General features: G+C 39.9%; 17 protein-coding genes. All 17 read right to left on the reverse strand.

Annotated elements, in window-relative coordinates; genetic code table 11:
• Position 1: 1 nt before the first annotated feature.
• Complete coding sequence (locus E7B10_RS03460; RefSeq protein WP_287510661.1) at positions 2-754, reverse strand: ABC transporter permease; 753 nt, start codon at positions 752-754, stop codon at positions 2-4.
• Between the two features lie 10 nt (positions 755-764).
• Positions 765-1,718 carry an ABC transporter substrate-binding protein gene (locus tag E7B10_RS03465; RefSeq protein ID WP_287510663.1) on the reverse strand — a complete coding sequence of 318 codons (954 nt, stop codon included), beginning with the start codon at positions 1,716-1,718 and terminating at the stop codon, positions 765-767.
• Positions 1,719-2,207: 489 nt separating this feature from the next.
• Positions 2,208-3,839 (reverse strand): glycosyltransferase family 39 protein, encoded by a 1,632-nt coding sequence (locus E7B10_RS03470; RefSeq protein ID WP_316055492.1) that lies wholly within the window; start codon positions 3,837-3,839, stop codon positions 2,208-2,210.
• An 11-nt stretch (positions 3,840-3,850) separates the two neighbouring features.
• Positions 3,851-4,438, reverse strand: coding sequence for a DedA family protein (locus E7B10_RS03475; RefSeq protein ID WP_004694680.1), 588 nt, complete (start codon positions 4,436-4,438; stop codon positions 3,851-3,853).
• Positions 4,439-4,689: 251 nt separating this feature from the next.
• Complete coding sequence (locus E7B10_RS03480) at positions 4,690-5,478, reverse strand: ABC transporter ATP-binding protein (RefSeq protein ID WP_278457352.1); 789 nt, start codon at positions 5,476-5,478, stop codon at positions 4,690-4,692.
• Positions 5,475-6,476 carry an iron ABC transporter permease gene (locus tag E7B10_RS03485; protein WP_008602154.1) on the reverse strand — a complete coding sequence of 334 codons (1,002 nt, stop codon included), beginning with the start codon at positions 6,474-6,476 and terminating at the stop codon, positions 5,475-5,477. Before E7B10_RS03485 ends, E7B10_RS03480 begins: the two co-directional genes overlap by 4 nt.
• Positions 6,460-7,371, reverse strand: coding sequence for an ABC transporter substrate-binding protein (locus tag E7B10_RS03490; protein WP_316055493.1), 912 nt, complete (start codon positions 7,369-7,371; stop codon positions 6,460-6,462). Before E7B10_RS03490 ends, E7B10_RS03485 begins: the two co-directional genes overlap by 17 nt.
• 215 nt (positions 7,372-7,586) lie before the next feature.
• Positions 7,587-9,650, reverse strand: a complete 2,064-nt coding sequence (locus E7B10_RS03495; protein WP_316055494.1) for a TonB-dependent receptor — start codon at positions 9,648-9,650, stop codon at positions 7,587-7,589.
• 166 nt (positions 9,651-9,816) lie between these two features.
• Positions 9,817-10,620 carry a TonB family protein gene (locus E7B10_RS03500; RefSeq protein WP_287510670.1) on the reverse strand — a complete coding sequence of 268 codons (804 nt, stop codon included), beginning with the start codon at positions 10,618-10,620 and terminating at the stop codon, positions 9,817-9,819.
• Positions 10,621-10,628: 8 nt separating this feature from the next.
• Positions 10,629-11,033, reverse strand: a complete 405-nt coding sequence (locus E7B10_RS03505) for a biopolymer transporter ExbD (protein ID WP_004694668.1) — start codon at positions 11,031-11,033, stop codon at positions 10,629-10,631.
• Positions 11,030-11,641 carry a MotA/TolQ/ExbB proton channel family protein gene (locus E7B10_RS03510; protein WP_004694665.1) on the reverse strand — a complete coding sequence of 204 codons (612 nt, stop codon included), beginning with the start codon at positions 11,639-11,641 and terminating at the stop codon, positions 11,030-11,032. Before E7B10_RS03510 ends, E7B10_RS03505 begins: the two co-directional genes overlap by 4 nt.
• Positions 11,642-11,966: 325 nt before the next feature.
• Complete coding sequence (locus E7B10_RS03515) at positions 11,967-12,188, reverse strand: DUF2922 domain-containing protein (protein WP_004694662.1); 222 nt, start codon at positions 12,186-12,188, stop codon at positions 11,967-11,969.
• A 223-nt stretch (positions 12,189-12,411) separates the two neighbouring features.
• A complete protein-coding gene (locus tag E7B10_RS03520) occupies positions 12,412-12,618 on the reverse strand; it encodes a DUF1659 domain-containing protein (RefSeq protein ID WP_004694660.1) in 207 nt (68 codons plus the stop codon).
• A 225-nt stretch (positions 12,619-12,843) separates the two neighbouring features.
• Positions 12,844-13,590: a hypothetical protein gene (locus E7B10_RS03525; RefSeq protein WP_004694659.1), complete on the reverse strand. Its 747-nt coding sequence runs from the start codon at positions 13,588-13,590 to the stop codon at positions 12,844-12,846.
• A gap of 472 nt (positions 13,591-14,062) precedes the next feature.
• The gene (locus E7B10_RS03530) at positions 14,063-14,938 is read right to left on the reverse strand and encodes a CoB--CoM heterodisulfide reductase iron-sulfur subunit B family protein (protein ID WP_004694656.1); all 876 of its coding nucleotides are present in this window, start codon (positions 14,936-14,938) and stop codon (positions 14,063-14,065) included.
• Entirely contained in the window at positions 14,938-15,900 is a 963-nt protein-coding gene (locus E7B10_RS03535; RefSeq protein ID WP_004694655.1) for a succinate dehydrogenase/fumarate reductase iron-sulfur subunit, read from the reverse strand. Before E7B10_RS03535 ends, E7B10_RS03530 begins: the two co-directional genes overlap by 1 nt.
• Before the next feature lies 1 nt (position 15,901).
• Positions 15,902-17,620, reverse strand: coding sequence for an FAD-binding protein (locus E7B10_RS03540; RefSeq protein WP_004694652.1), 1,719 nt, complete (start codon positions 17,618-17,620; stop codon positions 15,902-15,904).
• Between the last annotated feature and the right edge of the window lie 822 nt (positions 17,621-18,442).

An 18,442-nucleotide genomic window follows, 5' to 3' on the forward strand; every position in this document is an offset into this window, starting at 1 on the left:
CCTATTCCTCAATGCCCCAACGTCTATAAATCCATTTTTCGATGAGGGATACGCCCCAATCGAGTAAAAGTCCCACAAAGCCAATCATCAGAATCGCCACCATCAAAAGGTCGTTGCGCAAATTGTTCCGCATATCGATGATGAGGAATCCGAGCCCCGTCTGGGAACCTACCATTTCCCCCGTCACCAGGAATATCCACGCCGTACCAAGCGCGATGTGAAGTCCTGATGCAATACCAGGAAACACCGCGGGCAATACAATTTTAAATAACAACTCCGGCTGCTTGATACCAAAATTTCGAGCCACCTTGATGTATACGGGATCGATATTCTGAATCGCGGACACCGTGGACAATAGAACCGGGAAAAACGCCGCGATAAAGATGATAACGATAGCAGGCGCTTGACCGATACCGAAAAACAGAACGATAAACGGCAACCATGCTACCGGTGAAATAGGACGAATCACCTGAACGATAGGATTAATATAATTCCAAATGCCCTTATACCAACCTAAAATAAGGCCTAAAAACACACCGGCTACGACGGAAATGATATAGCCGATGAAAAAGCGCACCAAACTGTCCGCAATATCCTTGAACAATACGCCGTCCCCGATGAGTTCCCCGAAGCCGAGCAGCACCTTGTACGGCGTCGGCAACAAGGCTTCGTTAAATCCGCCGATGCGGACAACCAGCTCCCAAATCAGCCAGACCGCGATGAACGCGCCCGGCACATATGTGTATTTTTTCATGGTCTACCCCCTATGGCAATAGCGATGTATCTACAAACTCCGAATAACTCGGCACCTTTTTAATCAAATCGACATGAGTCATGTGATGCACGAGCGCATTATAACGATCCTCGGTGAGGGCCAAATCTCCAAAACCAATTACTTGCAAGGAACGCTCGATAACAGGATCCTTAAATTTCATATATTTCAAGGCAATCTCCTTTTGCGCCTTCGGATGCTCATCTAAATATGTACCTGCATCGAGATAGGCTTTTGTGAAAGCCTTCGCCAAGTCGTGGTGTTCATCGACAAATTGACCGTTGAACACGAGGGCGCAGCAGATATTGTCATGCCATAAGTGATCAGGGTCTTCAAAGACCTTCCCGGCGCCCATTTCTATGGCAAGAGAACCGAAAGGCTCAGCCACACTATACCCAGCGATTTGACCGACCGACAATGCGGACGGCATTTCAGGAGGACTCATCTCCACTATCTGTACATCCTTCTCACTAAGGCCTGCCCGTTCAAGCATAAGGTCTACGAGAATCTTTTGTGTAGATTGCTTATGAGGGATAGCAAAGGATTTGCCTTTCAAATCCTGTACAGAATTAATGTCGTTATTTACAACGATAATGTTGCCTTCCGTATGGCCTAATGCCGCTGCGCGCACATCAATTCCCTGTTCACGAGCCTTTACTCCGAGTTCAACGAGAACGGCTGCAGCGTCTACTTTACCGGTATTGAGCGCATCCATAAGTTCCGGCCAGGAACCATATTTAACAAGCTCTACATGGACTGGACCATCTGCTGTCTCCAGTTCCTTCGTAGCAAATACGGGTAGCGCATGAGTAATCGGCAAATACGCTACGCGTACAGTTTTTAATTCTTGGGCGGTCTTTGGTTTACTGTGTTCATGATAACCATACGCCAACCCACTTACTATCAACAGCACGATAGCAATGATTAGATACCAAGTTTTCTTCATAATGTCCCCTCTTTCTACCTCACAACAAGGGGCGTTTCTGACTCATGTCACTTTTCGCATTTTTCTATACCTTAGATGAAATCAGGCTTTAGAACACCTCGTCTTCTAAACTTAATATAACCTACTATATCAATATGTATTAATCATGTCAATAAATCATATTAATATTGTAGGTATTATTATTTATGTACGAAAAATGTCAATATAGACAAGATCCTATTCATTTAAATAAGCATTTTAATATAAAAGGCAAATAAATAGATAGTATATATAGGATCAACACCAGTAAACTTTCAGATAACATAAAACCGCAAGATTTTAATTAACCAAAAACAGCAAACAACTAATTAACGAAAAGTGGTAAGGTGCTAATTAACAAAAAAACAGATAGTATTCGTTGTGATATGTACCCCCTTTACTAGACAACCAGTAAAGGGGATACATATCATTGGATACTACCTGTTTTTAATGTTTATTAAGTTTTCACAATTATTTGAATAGAGTCTTTTTATTTAATACGTAAACTTCAGATGTACCTGCTTCACTAGACTCAGATACATGTGGATAAATGGAGGACTGACGGAAATGCTTAACCTCCCCTTTAGGAACGATTAACATAAGTGGCTTACCAGATTCGATAGTCTTATTAAATTCCTCTTCACTTACTTGTTCCATGAGATATTTCTTCTGCCATTCAGCGCTACGTTTTTTCAATTTATCTCGATCATCCCAGCGACTTTCATCACCATTAATCTTGATAACCTTATGACCCGTATAATACACAACAGCCGTACTATAGCCATTATAGTAATAGACATCCCCTTCATAGGAATCTACTACTGGAACAACATCAATATTACTACGCTGCTTAACAAATGGCTCTAAGCCTTCCATAACAACTATAGAAGATATAACTATCGTACCAAGTACAATAATTGTAACTAAACGATATCCTCTTCTCGTATACCACGCATAGAACATAAACAATATCGCCATAGCAACCACGACATAGAGCAAGCAATAAAAACCCCATGGTGCAAAAAAAGAACCTGCTACATAAGCAATCCACAAAAGCAATGTGGGCCCCATAATAATCCATTTTAAGGCTCTAGATTTACCTTTGCGAATAAGCTTCATAACGCCCAAAGCACCGATAGCGCTAAATGGGACCAAGCTAACAAAGGTATATAGTGGATATTTGGTAGCCATTAACGTGTAGAATAAAACAATCCCTACACCCCAAGTCATATTATAGATAAAACCTGTGTGGCGTTGTTTGAAACCATCGATTATACCGTAAACAACGGCACCGGTCCACGGCATAGATGCACCAAGGAAGATAGCGAGATAATACCACCACACATTATCTTCTGGATGCTCCGATTGAGTAGCGCGAGTCACATTATGAAGCCCTAAGAAGCCATTGATAAAGTCTTGACCATGAACACTGTACATGTACATATACCACGGCAAACAAACTACACAAAAAGCTAAAATGCCACGCCAATCAAAGATAGCTTTCACCATAGACCAAGAACGATTAATGCCTGCAAAAACAAGTAAAATCATACCAGGCAACACAATAGCTACAGGACCTTTAGTGAGTACACCTAAAGCAGCGAATACATAAGCTACAATCATGGCATATGGTTTCTGTTCTACCAGACCCTTGTAGGAGTAAATCATGACCATCAATGTCGTATAAAGGAGCACCATATCTGTAATAACGCCATGAGCTACGGTCCAGAACATGAGAGATGTGCCTAGAACGGATGCCCCAATGAGACCAAGCGCCCACTTACCGCTCATGGTACGCGTAGATTGATACATGGTCGCCACCGACAAAGCACCGAAAATAGCACTCGGTAGGCGCACCACCCAATCAGCAATTCCAAAGACTTTAAAGCCAAGAGCAATGAGCCAATAAATCATGATTGGTTTATCATACCAATAAGTACCATAAATCTGTGGAGATAGCCAATCACCAGAAAGAACCATTTCCTTTGCCGTTAACGCATAATTAGATTCAACGGGATCTGTAACAGGCAACATATTATTGCCAAACATATAAAACACTAGCCACACAATAAATACGACTGGTGTTAATCGAGAGAGTTTCATAAGGGGTCTCCTTATCGACGATTACGATAGTATCTAAAGCCCAGCACTGCAGCTATAATGACAAATACAACGATCATACCAATCAAGAACTCATGATTGTACTCGATAAGGTCTTGCCAATTTTCACCAAGTACCTTGCCTAAGTAAACGAGCAAAATCGTCCAAGGAATCGTACCGAGTACCGTCCAGATGATGAAATGCCACATGGGATAGCGTGCCATTCCTGCCGGAAAGGAGATAAAGGTACGAACACCGGGTAAAAGTCGACCAAAAAATACAGCTACACCGCCATATTTATTAAACATCTTTTCTGCCAGTTCAAATTTATGTTCATTAAAAAATATATATTTACCATATTTCAATAATAAAGGGCGCCCACCATGCTCACCCATCCAGTAGGATACTATAGAACCAACAATCCCTGCTAAGATACCTACTACCATTGTCGTATGCATATCAAATATGCCTTGAGCTATCAAATACCCCGCAAAACCAAGTACGATTTCACTCGGAATAGGCACGTTAGCATTTTCTAGAACCATTGCAATAAACATGGCCGTATAGCCATATGTTTCCATAAACGAAATAATATATTCCACTATTTTACCTCACTAAAAATCCCCATCCGGGTTCTATAATGTACTTATTCTTGTACATCATTTCGTGAAAGTTTCACCCAACCATTTGGTATACCATATATTTTACCATAATAAAGAGACCCTCACCACAAGTGGGGCCTCTTTAAGGTATAAACAGTATGTGATTTTCGCAATAGCTTTTTTTGCTATTGTGTACAGCTCATTAAAACAACTAACAATTAACTAGCTATACGGCATCCAACCTCCTCTGTTTAAGCAAGACCATATGGTACACATATAGGACATGTTTCTTCACTACGAGGACTTTGTAAAATATCCGCTTTAATGCCGAACCAATTTGCTAGATTCTCTGCAGTCATCATCATATGCGGAGCTCCATCACCGACGATAGTCCCCTCTTTGATGGCAATAATGCGGTCACTATAGCGCAAAGCTAGATTCAAATCATGTAGCACCATAACGACCATAATATTTCGTTCCCGCTGTGTCCGTTTAACCAGTTCCATCAATTCAATTTGATGACGACTGTCAAGATAAGTAGTCGGTTCATCGAGGAGTAAAATATTTGGTTCTTGAGCCAAACTTAATGAAAGCCATACGCGTTGCCGTTCACCGCCGGATAGTTCCCCTATGTGACGATACCGATATTTCCATACATCTGTGCATTTCATCGCCTGCTCCACAGCAGCTAAATCCGCATCAGATAGTTCCTTAAAAATAGATACATACGGATTTCGTCCGGATCGAACCAACTGCTCAACTAACATTCCTTCAGGGGCTGTCGTAATTTGCGGTAACAAAGCTATATGGCGCGCTAATTCCTTTGTATTCCACGAATGTAAAGATTTTTCATCCAGCGATATGGTGCCTTGTTTTAGCTTAATAAGTCGGGCCAAAGCTTTCAAAAACGTTGATTTTCCCGAACCATTCGGACCGATAATAGATATTATTTCCGGTTTATCAAAGACGATGGATTGATTTTCCAGTATCAATCGTTTTCCATAACCTACCGTTATATTATCGACTGTTAACACACTCATCTTCGCCCCACCCCTTTCAATAGATACAAGAAGAATGGAGCACCCAAAAAGCTCATCAGTACGCCTACAGGGATTTCACCAGGCGCAATCATCATGCGCGCCAAAGTATCGGCATAAACAATTAATATGCCACCAAAAACCATAGACGTAGGAATCAAATAGCGATAATCCACACCTACAATGAGACGCGCCACATGAGGCACGATAAGGCCTACAAAGCCCAACATTCCCGACACGCTCACCGCTGATGCGGCTAATAAAGAAGCTAATACGAGTAAGGACAATCGACATCTTTCAACATGCACACCTAAAGTGCGCGCCGTATCATCGCCTAAACTAAGCAATGTAAGCCATCTGATAGATATCATAGATCCAATAATTCCTATAGCCGTATAAGGCCAGATCATCATTACATCGTCCCAGCTGCGCCCTACAAAACCACCTGCCATCCAGCTCACCGTTCCTTGAACACGATCTGGATAAAATACGGATAGAATCGTATTAAACCCGCCAAAAAAAGCAGCCACAGCCACACCAGCCAAAATAAGGCGTAACGGATTGAGTCCACCTTGCCAAGAAATCCCATAAACCAAAAACGATGCCACTAACGCACCAACAAAAGCACCAATAGGAACAAGCATAACGTAAGTAGGCATGAGAATCATAATAATCATAGCCGCCAAAGCACCGCCAGAGGTAATGCCAATAATGCCAGGATCCGCCAAAGGATTTCGCAAGATACCTTGTAAAATCACACCGGCTAAGGCAAGATTCATGCCAGCTAAAAAGCCCACTACAACACGTGGTAAGCGTATAGTCATGATAATTTGACCAATTTTCGATGTGTCGCCACCCGTTATGATTTGGTATAATTCGCCCCAAGTTAATGGAACGGCGCCCAGTTTCATACTCAGCAACACTCCTGCTATTAACAGAATCAGCGCAGCCACAAAAACGCGTAAGCCACGACGTTCCTGCACATTAATGAGATTGTCCATATAACACCTTTTCCGCATATAATAACACTTGATCCATTCGAGCGGTCGGCACCGACGCAAACAAAGGACCGGGCAAGACCTCTATATTCCCATTAGCAACAGCAGGTACATTCTGCCATGCCGGCGTTTTAAAAGCCTTTTTAAAAGCTGCTATATCTTTCTCACCGCTACTGCCATGATTAATCAAGATAACCTTGTCACAATCAAGAACGGCCATCGTCTCCAGATTAAGCGGAATATATCCATCCAAAGCATTCTCCGATACATCCTGCGGCAAATATACATCAGCCACATTTTTTGCCCCTAATCTTTGGAAAATATCTCCCACATATGTTTTACTGGTGGCTAGTTGGTAACTCGTAGGTGTCCCAAAAACGATGAGGACACGCGGTGCAGACTCATCTTTATGACGCTGTATGATTTCCGTTAGGATATCATTATATTTCTGGACCAACGCAGCCGCCTCCCTATCATGACCAGTCATAGTGCCCACATGTCGAATATGGTCCATGATGTCATTATAATTGGAGGATAAGTGGTAAAAGCTAGGAATATGATTCGCATTAAAAGCTTTGCGCAACGCCGTTTGAAACGGCATGGCAATGCCGATAACGAGATTCGGGTCGGACATAATAATTCGTTCAATACTTGGAGATACAGCACTATTCATATTCGGATACTGTGCAATTTTAGCCTGCACATCTGCCGGTAACTCCCTTGAATTTACTACGCCTACGGGGCTAACACCTAAAGTGATAAGCAATTCACTATCCGCCGAAGAAATGGATACTACACGACTTGCTATGTTTGGCAACGACACAATTTGCTTCGTATCATCTTCAATCTGAATAGCACCTGCCTCGCTGAATACCTCTCGCTTGCCTTCAAAGCTCATAACCGTAGTGAAAGTTCCCACAACGGCAACAAGCCCCAATAAACATAATAATGGCTTATTGATAATGATCACCTCGCAGATTACTTATGCAAGCTAAACCTCATACATTATAGTTTCAAATTAATGCCACTATATTACATACACCCATACATATGCATGTATTTCATTCATACATTAAGGTCTCAGCATTTCACGCGTACATTAATATCTCACTATTACATACGCAAGTTAAGGCCCATGCGATAAGTAGCGCCATGAATATCTCGTAAGTCTTGTTTTTCACCAAATATATTTTCAACCCCTACATACATGGATGCATTGTCATTCAACTGACGAATAACCATGATATTCCAAGTTTGAATATTTTTCTTTTTCGGGATACTGAGACGTGGGTTAACAACGATAGCATCAATGCCATCGAGGTAGTTAATGTAATAGTTACCCCAGAACGCACCAGTCCAACGGCCTTGATGATAATTAACACCACCACTAAATACATGGCGACCACGGTTTAACAGACGATTATGGGTAACGTCATTTTTCGCATCCAAATAAGTATAGTTACCGAATACATCCCATTTATCATTGAGTTTATGATTTACAGATAATTCCACACCTTGCAATACAGCACGAGGTAAATTGGAATACGAAACATAAATACGGCGATTTGCCATATCAATACGATTGGCACCACTTTCAATATAATTTTTAATCACATTGTGGAAATAGGACGCCTTAACATTTGTCCGTTTCCAATCTTTTTCTACAGAGAAATCAAAGTTATAAGAGCTTTCAGGTTTCAAATTAGGATTACCTTGCAAATATATATCGAAAGCCCCTAATCGCCCTCTTGGCACATTAGATGCCATAAGCCAATGATGATACATTTCCGTCATACCAGGTGTGGAGTAGCCTGCACCATAGTTCATTTTAAAGCGAAGACTATCATTTGCTTTATAGGTAATACCAATCTTAGGCGACCAATGGCTATCAAATGCATTTGACGTATCGTAGCGAACAGCAGGAATAATTACCCATTTACGACTAGGTTTCCATTGATGTTGCACAAAGTAACTACCGTAATTAATGGTTGCCTTACCCGCAGTATCTGTAATGCCTTCTCGAGTTCTTGACCATGCTATGGAGCCATTATTAATACGCGTACTAATCGCTTCTTGACGGCGGAATTGAACGCCATAAGTCAAGAGATTCTTCTTATCGATTGATGTGTTAACCTGTGCGTCTGTAATCCATTCTTTATTATAATATTCATCCCAAATGGATAGTTTTTTTATGCCACCCATGCGCTTATATTGATCATAGGTGTCTTTGTAATGATTGTAGTAAGACTGCACCATAAGCGATGACCGACCGCGACGACCATTCCAACGAAGACCTGTGCTTGTAGTAGTCGTATTTTTATCAACCGATTGAGTTAATGAGCTACCCTTTTTCGTATTCATATCCAAGTCTTCAGTTTCTCGATCTATAAAGAAGGAAAATTTATCTCTTTTTCCCGCTTGATAAGATACGTCAAAATGAAGCGGTATCCGATCACCATGATAATTATTATCCGAGCCAGAATCATTATTACCCGCTATATTCCTGCGAATACCTGCACCAATCGATCCGTTCCACTTTCCTTTTTGCCCACTACGAGCCAATACATTGAAGTTATATCCTGTCGCACTCGATGCATCACGACGAGAAATTTCAGTATTAACCTCTACACTTGGCTTTCTAGATTGCTTTGTAATAATATTAATAACCCCACCATTCGCCTCGGAACCATAAAGGGCACTCGAAGGACCACGCGTTATTTCGATGCGCTCCACATTATCCATGCCTTGACGAAGCCAGCCCATAGCATTAGCTCTTGTTTTCGTCAACTCTCCCGTAACACGTCGTCCATCAATAAGAATTAATGTATGACGAGATTCGGCACCACGCATCGTAATATTTTGTCCACCGTGGGCATCGGTGCTGAAAGCAACGCCTGGCACACTTTGTAAGGCTTGCTCTAAATTACGATATTGGCGATCTTTAATTTCCTCTTGTGAAATAATCGTTGTCGCAATTGGCACATCGCGAACTAAAGCCTCCGTACGAGTAGCCGTAACCGTAATATCTTTCATGCGTCTTGACTGCTCATTACTCACAGTATTTTGAGATTCATTCACACTATCTACACTTGTAGAACTATTATTTTCTGCACCTACCACACCTGCAACAGACGTTAGACATACAACACACAATAGTGCTGCCCATGACTTTTTCATCACACACCTCCAGAAAATATATTAGGGCTCTAATAGTATAAAACGATATCTAATCTCAATTATATATTCATCAGAAATAACTATCAATATTATTTTATGTTATCAAAGTAATATATATACATATAAAAAAACTAGTATCCATAAAGACACTAGTTTTTCATTATACTTATAAATTATAGTGAATTGTAATATCTGCATATTGTTGTGTACCTGTAGAATTTTCAGCGCCACCAATACTGCGAGCATATTCCATAGCATGCTCTGATAACATAGGATCATCAGAATTAAGAACTTCCACACTGGCAACACTGCCACCTGGGGCAAAATAAATTCTTAGTGTTACATCACCTTGAATTCCCATAGTATATGCATCTGTAGGGTAATTACTATTAATTGCACTTTGTAAATTACTCCAATATCCATCATAACTAAATGTACCGCCACCACCGACATCTACTTCGGTACCCCCGGTGCCTTCACGATCACTGAGCCCTTCTCCGCTTCCTGTCGATGCATATCCAATTCCAGGACCTTCAGGCCCGACAAGTCCACTCCCCGTATTGCTACCGACAGAAGATTGTTTAATAGTACCTGTTTCACCAGCACTCGCTTGTTGACTAGACGGACTTACATCACTTTTTGTAGGAACAGCAGAGTTCCCATTTTGTCCTCCGTGACCGGCTCCACCGTTATCAGGTTGAACTTTATTATTTTCCAATTCTTTTTGGTATTGAAGCTCATGAACCTTCTCTTCTTTAATCTGCTCTTTAATTTCTTCTACTTGTTTCTCCGCTTCCTGTTCCGTTAGAAAATTAATTTGCAAAGATCCGGTCATTTGAGATTCGATATAATCAGAAAAAGAAATAAAAGCAACACCCACCGTAATAATACTTATAATGGTAGCAATAACAAAGGCTTTTTTATAGGTCATATGTGGATATTTCCACACATCTACATATTGTTTCGCCATAGCATCACCTATTTATTAACAGTGGCAATACTAATACTTGCAGCGCCGGCTACTTTCATATCATCCATTAATTCCACGACCTTGCCATAACTCAAATCCTTATCGGCACGAATAAGGAAATTTTGATTTTTATTCTCTCCAATTTTGGCTTTCACAGAGCTAATAAGCTGTTCTTTCGTCACATATCCATCATCAATCATCAGCTGCCCATTTTTTTCAAAATCAATTAAAACCGGGCGCAACTCTGCGGACTGTTGTGTTTTTGTTTTTGGTAGCATAATAGATAAGGATTGTTGTGGAATCGTATATATGGTGCTAATCATAAAAAATACGAGCAAGAAAAAGATGATATCAATCATAGGGATAATCATCAAAGTAGGCTTTTCTCCCTCCATACGGCTCATTCGTTTCATGCAGCATGCCCCCGATCATAAGAATCTAAGACACGAGAAAATGAATCTTCTAAACGAGATATTGTCATACGTACATGATGAGTAAACCCGGCATGAAAACATAATGCCACAATAGCCACGCAAAGACCAGAAGCAGTTGCGACAAGGGCTTCCCCCACACCACCGGTAATAGCAGTAGGTACCGCACCGTCAGCACCGAACACCTGAAAGGCACCAATCATACCCGTTACAGTACCAAGCAAGCCTAATAATGGTGCTATCGTAACAATGGTAGAGAGCCAATCAAGTCCACGGGAAGCGTGCGTATAAACATGGGCCACCATATCCTCCATTTTGGATTGCAATACATTGCGATCCTGACACTGTTCAAGCACGCGAGGCAGATTATATGAAATATTAGCTGTATATTTAGATTCTAAGCTAGTTAATAAGGATTGCCAGTTTATTTCGCTCTCTTCTAATGCATCATTCAGAGCAAACATTTCCCGCTTCAATTGTCGATAATAAGCTATACGTTCAATCGCTATAGCTACGGCAATGATAAGGGCCACTAGTAACGGCCACATAACAAATCCACCATGTAAAAATAATTCCCAAGCCTCTTTCATCGTAAACCTCCTTTATTAACAGCTTAATTCTATAAACTTATTTTTGCTCCTAACAAACTCTTTTCAACTAAACCAAATTGTTTTAAACTGATAACCAAAATCACTTAATAAGTCTATCACATCATAATTGATTTTCCAACACTATATAAAAACCTTATATATTAAAAGATATTATAAAAATTATAAGATATTAATCTGAAATATTTTTGAATTTTCATCTCAATTAGAGCACAAAATAAAAACGACCTTGATGTTATCAAGATCGTTTTTATACTTCTATTCTATTAGATTTATACTCTTCAAATCACATCGTACATAATCAGTACTATTGCAATTCAGTAGTTTGTGTCTTTACTTCACGAGCCGTAGTAAATGCTGCTAATTCTGCATCACCAGCACCAAGAATGACTTTGTTAGCCACTAACGCATTAGCCGCTGTTTTAGCATCTTGTAAAGTAATTCCAGCACGAGGAGCACTAATTGTGACTGATGTGCTTTTACCACCGACCGTAGAAAATGTAAGATATACAACGCGTTTTTCCGCCATGTGGGCGCCTCCTTTCACGTTTCATAAACAAGTTCATCGAATCTAAATAGACTATATAAACAAGTTAATTTACAAATATGCCTATCTTCGATTCATATCAATAAGGATGGGAATGTGTGGACTTGCTATTTCTACACCTTTTTACGACTATATAAGAATGTACGAAACCAGCAATTAAAAATGTGTTTGGAACACCTAAAACAAAATGGTAGAAAACCTACACTTAATGCCCTAAGGATACTTCATTGACGCGGACCACGTCGGACAAGCTGTGGTCATACAAGGCTGCCAGCGCATTACCAACGATTTTCACATTATCGTCAGACGCTTCTTCCGCAACACGAGTATAGGTTACGTCTTTGTACTTCGGCGCATCTTCGGTACCGATGTTAAAACGCAACACCAATTTAGTGCGTTTAATATTAGCCATCGTATCACCTCCTTTCACCCTCTTATATTCCTGAGGCCCTCATTCGACAACCCTCTTGCCGTTATTTAAGGTACTTATGGTGAAAGTAGCTGAACTCTGACTGTAATACTATGAATTGAAATAGAAAAAGACCTCTACCTAATGTTATCTAGAAGCTTATCAATCTAGATAACACCGGTAAAGGTCTATAAAGTGCTCTTACTATGAGTACTATCCATATACATATTATTCGGTTTTCAAAGCCAACATAAAGTCATATGCTTTAACAGCGGCTTCAGTGTCCACAAAATGTAGAGGATTTAACATACGACAGAATTTAAAAAGATATTCATGTTTACCCAGAATGTCTTTTATATGTAGAACTGTCTCACGGGCTGTACAAGCTGAGCTATAGCCATTCATCATAGCATATAGATAACATATAGGTAAATTATCCTCTCGGAAAAAACTGTGAACAAAGATGAGTAAATCCCAGCCTTGCGGTGTAAACTCAGGCCAACGACGGCTATTCTCCCAATCTAGCAGAGTAATCTTATCTTCTTCTGGCTCATAAGTAATGTCGCGCATGGCAGGACGACCATGACTTAAACCATAATCATGCAAGCGACCCAATGTCTTGCCAAACATATAAAAAATATGACTTAACATATCTTGCAAACTATCATCCTCTGGATGTTGAGCAGGCAATTGGCTATAATATGTTAACGTTTTGCCACAATCTTCTGTAACAAAATAATGTTCTCTAAAACCAGCAATAACAGGAGCTACTGGTAATTGCGTATTCACAAAAGAAATCTTGTAAAACTCATAATCAAAAGAAGCTCTAGGTGCGGGCTTAATCCAACTAGAGCGATGGTTACTTATATCCTGTTTTACAAAGTACTGTTTGTTGTTAAAATCCACAGAAAAAACACGATGTTCTGTCTCTTGATCAATCATTCGATCGATATATTCTAATAGCATATCATTCATTATTTTCCCCCGTATATACACTCTATAATGCTAATCGCCCTCTCAAAGCATAATAACTAGCATTTCCAATATAATATCTCCCAAATTTATATTGTATAGTCTAGTATATATAGCATTATAATAATTTATAAATTACAACATATTAGCTATTACTCATATAAGTGTATACAATTTGTGTACTTATTATACTACAATTATCAATCGATATCAAAATCAAATTTATTTATAAAGTTAGTATTTTACTGTATTTATTTTACATTTATCGGTTTATATATATTTCACGATTAATATTTCAGTACACTTAAATCCAAATCTATTACTATTACTATTACCATTAACATTACTGGAGCTCTATTTATAAAAAAGAAAAATCCCCTAGCCTAAGCTAGGGGGTTCTTCTGGTAATTATGATAATAGGTTTAGATTCAGACTATTATATAGATCAACTCTGATCATGTCTAAATCAAACGAATTAACCTACAAATTTTGTCACTGCTGCAGTGTCAGTTAAGTGACGTTTAGGCATGCCCATTTCAGCAGGGGAAATGCCAAGAGCAAGACCTACTAATTGGGACATGTGCAAGATTGGCATATCTTTGCCGCCGCCTACAACTTCTTTAGCTTCTTTTTGGAACATATCAAGTTGCATTTGGCAAAGTGGGCAAGGAGTAACTACGCAATCTGCGCCTTCTGTAGCTGCATCTTTATTAATGGAGCCAGTCATTTGCATTACGGAATCATGTGCAGGGTATACAGCATGGAAACCACAGCAATCAAGTTTACGAGAGAAGTCGATTGGTGTAGCACCGATAGCGGAAATCAAATCTGCTAAGGATGTAGGCATTTGATAATCTTCGAAGCCCAATTCAGTTTGAGGGCGAAGAATATGGCAACCATAGTATTCAGCTACACGTAAACCAGTTAAAGGTTTAACAACTTTAGCTTTCAATTTGTCCAAACCGTAGTCGCGGATCAATACCCATAAGAAATGAGTAATATCAGTTGTACCACGGTATTGTTTACCGATTTGAGCTAATTTTTTGTTAACTTCGTTCTTTTCTTTTTCGTTTGCATCAAGCTCATTTTTAGCTTCACGAAGCATCAAAGTACAAGTGTTACATACAGTTAAAAGGTTCAATCCTTTTTCTTCTGCCAATGCAATGTTACGAGCATTTGTAGCAAGTGTGATTTCTGGAGCGATGTCTTGAACGTGGGACGCGCCACAGCAAGTCCAGCCGTCAAGTTCTTCCAACTCGATGCCTAATTTTTTAGCTACAGCAACTGTTGCTAAGTAGTCTTCTTTGGCAGCGCTTTCAAGAACGCAACCTGGGAAAAATGCGTATTTCATTATTTGCTTACCTCCTCAGCTGCTTTCATAAGTCTGCGAACACCATCAATACCATTTACAGGTTTTTGAGGTACTACAAGTTCGAATGGATTGATTTTGCTGTGTTTCCACAAACGTAAAGCATAGAATGCTTGTTTAGCGGAATCTACAACACCATCAGATTTCAAGCTCATAGAAACTTCTTTCAAGCGACCAGTTTTGTAGAGATCGTCTTTGAAAGCAACTGCATGGCGAACGCCTTTGCTGTTAGTAAGACCAGCTTTTGTAGCTTCTTTACGCAAGTTGGAAATATCTTGAGCAGGTTTTAAGTGTTTAGGGCAACGGGAAATACAGTTCATACAGTGAACGCATTTCCAAAGACCGTTGTCGAATGCAGGTTGAATGTGAGCCATAGGTGCATCATCACGGCTATCCAATACGAAACGGTTAGCTTTAGTGAATACATATGGTTCCAAGAAATCATCTTCACGAGCAGTCAATTTGTTACATTCGGATGCGCAGCAACCGCAAAGAATACATTCTGTACCGGCAACGAATTTTTTGAAGTCTGCCGGAGTTTGACGAACGATTTTGTCGCCTTCGTTGAATTCAGCTTTAAGGAAAATCCAAGGAGCAACTGTTTTCAAGCGATCAACTTTGGATTCCCAGTCAACAACTAAGTCACGGATAACACGGAAGTTGCCGATTGGAGCGATTGTCAATTCGTCTGTGCCATAACGTTCTGTTAATTCATCGATTTTAGATTCACAGCCGAGCATCGCTTCGCCGTTTACACGAATGGAGCAAGCGCCGCAAACTGCGGAACGGCAAGCTGCCAAGAATGTCAATGTTGGATCCTGTGTATCTTTAATTTTTTGAAGGCCCCAGAGGATTGTACGGTCAGGTTCGTAATCAAATTTGAAAGTCTGTACAAACGCGCGACCTTGTTGGTAACGGTGAATATGGTAGGTGATTTGTCTCATCTTAGTACTTCCTTTCTTGTGGTTCGTATTTAGTGAACACTACGTCGCGTTCTGTTAATTCGTATTGACCGTCAGCACCTAATTTGATCAAAGAATGTTTTAAGTATTTTTCATCATTACGTTTAGGATGGTCTTCACGAATATGAGCACCACGAGATTCACGGCGGTGTAAAGCGCCCATAGCAATAGCTTTTGCTACTGTTAACATGGAGCCGATTTCACAATAGTTTACGAATGCCATATTGTAAGTACGTTCAGGGTCACCTACATAGCAAGTTTTATAATCTTCAATCAATTGTTCGATTTCTTTTAAGGCTTCAGTAATACCTTCTTCATTACGGAAGATACCTACTTTATTCCACATTGCATCAGCCAATGCATCGCGGATTTCTACAACCGGACGACCGCCTTCACGGGATGTTACTTCTGTGAAACGAGCTTCCCAAGCTTTTGCAGCTGCAGCAAGTTCCGCATCTACGTTAGGTTGTTCATGTGTTTCAGCATAATCAGCTGCGCCAGCACCGGATACCTTACCGAATACTACACCGTCTGCCAAGGAGTTACCACCCAAGCGGTTCGCACCGTGGATGGAGATACAAGATGCTTCGCCAGAAGCGAACAAACCAGGCAATTCACATGCACAAGTTTTGTAATCCACTACGTCGATACCGCCCATTGTATAGTGACATGTAGGACGAATAGGTACCGGTTGAGTCAATGGATCGCAATGTTCGAAGCACATAGCTAAGTCGCGGATACCATGAAGTTTTTCGATAATAACTTCAGGGCCCAAGTGACGAAGGTCAGCTACTACATATGCGTTAAGGCCAGAACCGAAACCACGACCTGCAGCGATTTCATCTTCGATCGCTTTCGCTACAACGTCACGAGATGCCAATTCCATTTTGTTAGGCGCATATTTTTTCATGAAACGTTCGCCTTCAGCGTTAAGAAGGTAACCACCTTCACCACGAACCGCTTCGGACATCAAGATACCAGTACGACCAAGACCAGTTGGATGGAATTGGATCATTTCCATATCTTTCAAGCCGTTACCAGCGCGGAATGCTGCTGCCATACCATCGCCTGTGGAAAGGAATGGGTTTGTAGTACGAGTCCAGAAGATACGGCCTGCACCACCAGTAGACAAGATAATAGCTTTCGCTTTAATTTGTTCTACGCGACCTTCTTTCATGTTCCACACAACAGCGCCACCAACGTGACCTTCTGCAGATTTAACAAGATCTAAAAGATACCATTCTTGTAAGAAGTGTACGCCTTCTTTCAAGCATTGTTCGTAAGTTGTGTGCAAAATAACGTGACCAGTTTTATCCGCAGAGTAGCAAGTACGTGGATAGGATTGACCACCGAAGTTACGTTGCGCAATTTTATTCTCTTCAGTACGGGAGAATGGAGCACCCATGTGGTCCATTTCAAGTACGCCTTCTGGACAACGAGAGCAGAAGAATTCGATTGCATCTTGGTCGCCAAGATAGTCAGAACCTTTTACAGTATCGAAAGTATGAGTTTCAACTGTATCTTCAGCTGCAACGTTGTTCAAACATGCATTTACACCGCCTTGCGCCATTGCTGTTGCAGAGCGAGTTGGGAAAATTTTAGTAATAAGAGCTACTTTTAAGCCTTTGCGACGACCTACTTCAAGAGCCGCACGCATGCCGGCGCCACCGCTACCTACTACTAGAACATCAAACTGTTCCATAATGACCTCCTCATAACTACCTATTAATAAGAAACCTGTTAGACTATCTCATTTCAAAAACTTATAAAAATTTTTGATAACCTAATCATTTTTCTTTCAAGAAAAACCCCATACTTATGCGATTTTTCTTATTTCTTTACCTATAATTATAGAGAGCATTTCAGGTCATGTCTAAACCCTATTATGCATAATTAATTTTGATTAATCTAATTGATAATTTATTTCACTTAGCATTTTTAAGGTAAAAAGAGGAGTCAAAAAATTACCTATATGAATAATTTTTACAAGAAGTTAAGGATTTTACGAAAGTAGTTCGGTTCCGAAATTTTTCTATATTTTTATTTCCTTTGGTATCTATAGAATTCGCATAAACACTAGCTTTTTAATTATTGCTAACCATTCCTAATAATTAATATCCATTAAATTCCTACTAAATTTACCTCGAATTTAATCATCGAAAATTATCGTATTTCTCCGTTCATAACAAGCATTTATTTCTGTGATAATAATTATCATAAGTTTTTTTAGTGATTTATCGCACATCATCTAAAATCGATAAAATCACCCTCATCTATGCGCATACGGCAATCTTCGATATAGTTAGATTTTATTCATTAGCAGAATTCATTAAGTTTCAGTCTTTCACCATTTTTAAGGCTTTCAAAAATGAAGAAACGTCTTGTAAACTCGCATGTACATTCATCTTTTGCTCATTACTATTGTATAAGGTATGATAATAGATAAATAAGTTATATAATATTATATATATAGTCACCTTATATGGTGTTGTGGCTTTCAAAAAAAGGAAGTTTATATATATAT

The sequence above is a fragment of the Veillonella sp. genome (genome assembly GCF_032470285.1).
Classification (GTDB): Bacteria; Bacillota; Negativicutes; order Veillonellales; family Veillonellaceae; genus Veillonella.

What these genes read in the sequence shown, in the direction of transcription:
- E7B10_RS03465 (WP_287510663.1), bottom strand. Translation starts at nt 1,718, where the DNA reads ATGAAGAAAACTTGGTATCTAATCATTGCTATCGTGCTGTTGATAGTA.
- E7B10_RS03505 (WP_004694668.1), bottom strand. Translation starts at nt 11,033, where the DNA reads ATGAAACGAATGAGCCGTATGGAGGGAGAAAAGCCTACTTTGATGATT.
- E7B10_RS03520 (WP_004694660.1), bottom strand. Translation starts at nt 12,618, where the DNA reads ATGGCTAATATTAAACGCACTAAATTGGTGTTGCGTTTTAACATCGGT.
- E7B10_RS03460 (WP_287510661.1), bottom strand. Translation starts at nt 754, where the DNA reads ATGAAAAAATACACATATGTGCCGGGCGCGTTCATCGCGGTCTGGCTG.
- E7B10_RS03495 (WP_316055494.1), bottom strand. Translation starts at nt 9,650, where the DNA reads ATGAAAAAGTCATGGGCAGCACTATTGTGTGTTGTATGTCTAACGTCT.
- E7B10_RS03490 (WP_316055493.1), bottom strand. Translation starts at nt 7,371, where the DNA reads ATGAGCTTTGAAGGCAAGCGAGAGGTATTCAGCGAGGCAGGTGCTATT.
- E7B10_RS03525 (WP_004694659.1), bottom strand. Translation starts at nt 13,590, where the DNA reads ATGAATGATATGCTATTAGAATATATCGATCGAATGATTGATCAAGAG.
- E7B10_RS03470 (WP_316055492.1), bottom strand. Translation starts at nt 3,839, where the DNA reads ATGAAACTCTCTCGATTAACACCAGTCGTATTTATTGTGTGGCTAGTG.
- E7B10_RS03540 (WP_004694652.1), bottom strand. Translation starts at nt 17,620, where the DNA reads ATGGAACAGTTTGATGTTCTAGTAGTAGGTAGCGGTGGCGCCGGCATG.
- E7B10_RS03530 (WP_004694656.1), bottom strand. Translation starts at nt 14,938, where the DNA reads ATGAAATACGCATTTTTCCCAGGTTGCGTTCTTGAAAGCGCTGCCAAA.
- E7B10_RS03480 (WP_278457352.1), bottom strand. Translation starts at nt 5,478, where the DNA reads ATGAGTGTGTTAACAGTCGATAATATAACGGTAGGTTATGGAAAACGA.
- E7B10_RS03515 (WP_004694662.1), bottom strand. Translation starts at nt 12,188, where the DNA reads ATGGCGGAAAAACGCGTTGTATATCTTACATTTTCTACGGTCGGTGGT.
- E7B10_RS03500 (WP_287510670.1), bottom strand. Translation starts at nt 10,620, where the DNA reads ATGGCGAAACAATATGTAGATGTGTGGAAATATCCACATATGACCTAT.
- E7B10_RS03535 (WP_004694655.1), bottom strand. Translation starts at nt 15,900, where the DNA reads ATGAGACAAATCACCTACCATATTCACCGTTACCAACAAGGTCGCGCG.
- E7B10_RS03485 (WP_008602154.1), bottom strand. Translation starts at nt 6,476, where the DNA reads ATGGACAATCTCATTAATGTGCAGGAACGTCGTGGCTTACGCGTTTTT.
- E7B10_RS03510 (WP_004694665.1), bottom strand. Translation starts at nt 11,641, where the DNA reads ATGAAAGAGGCTTGGGAATTATTTTTACATGGTGGATTTGTTATGTGG.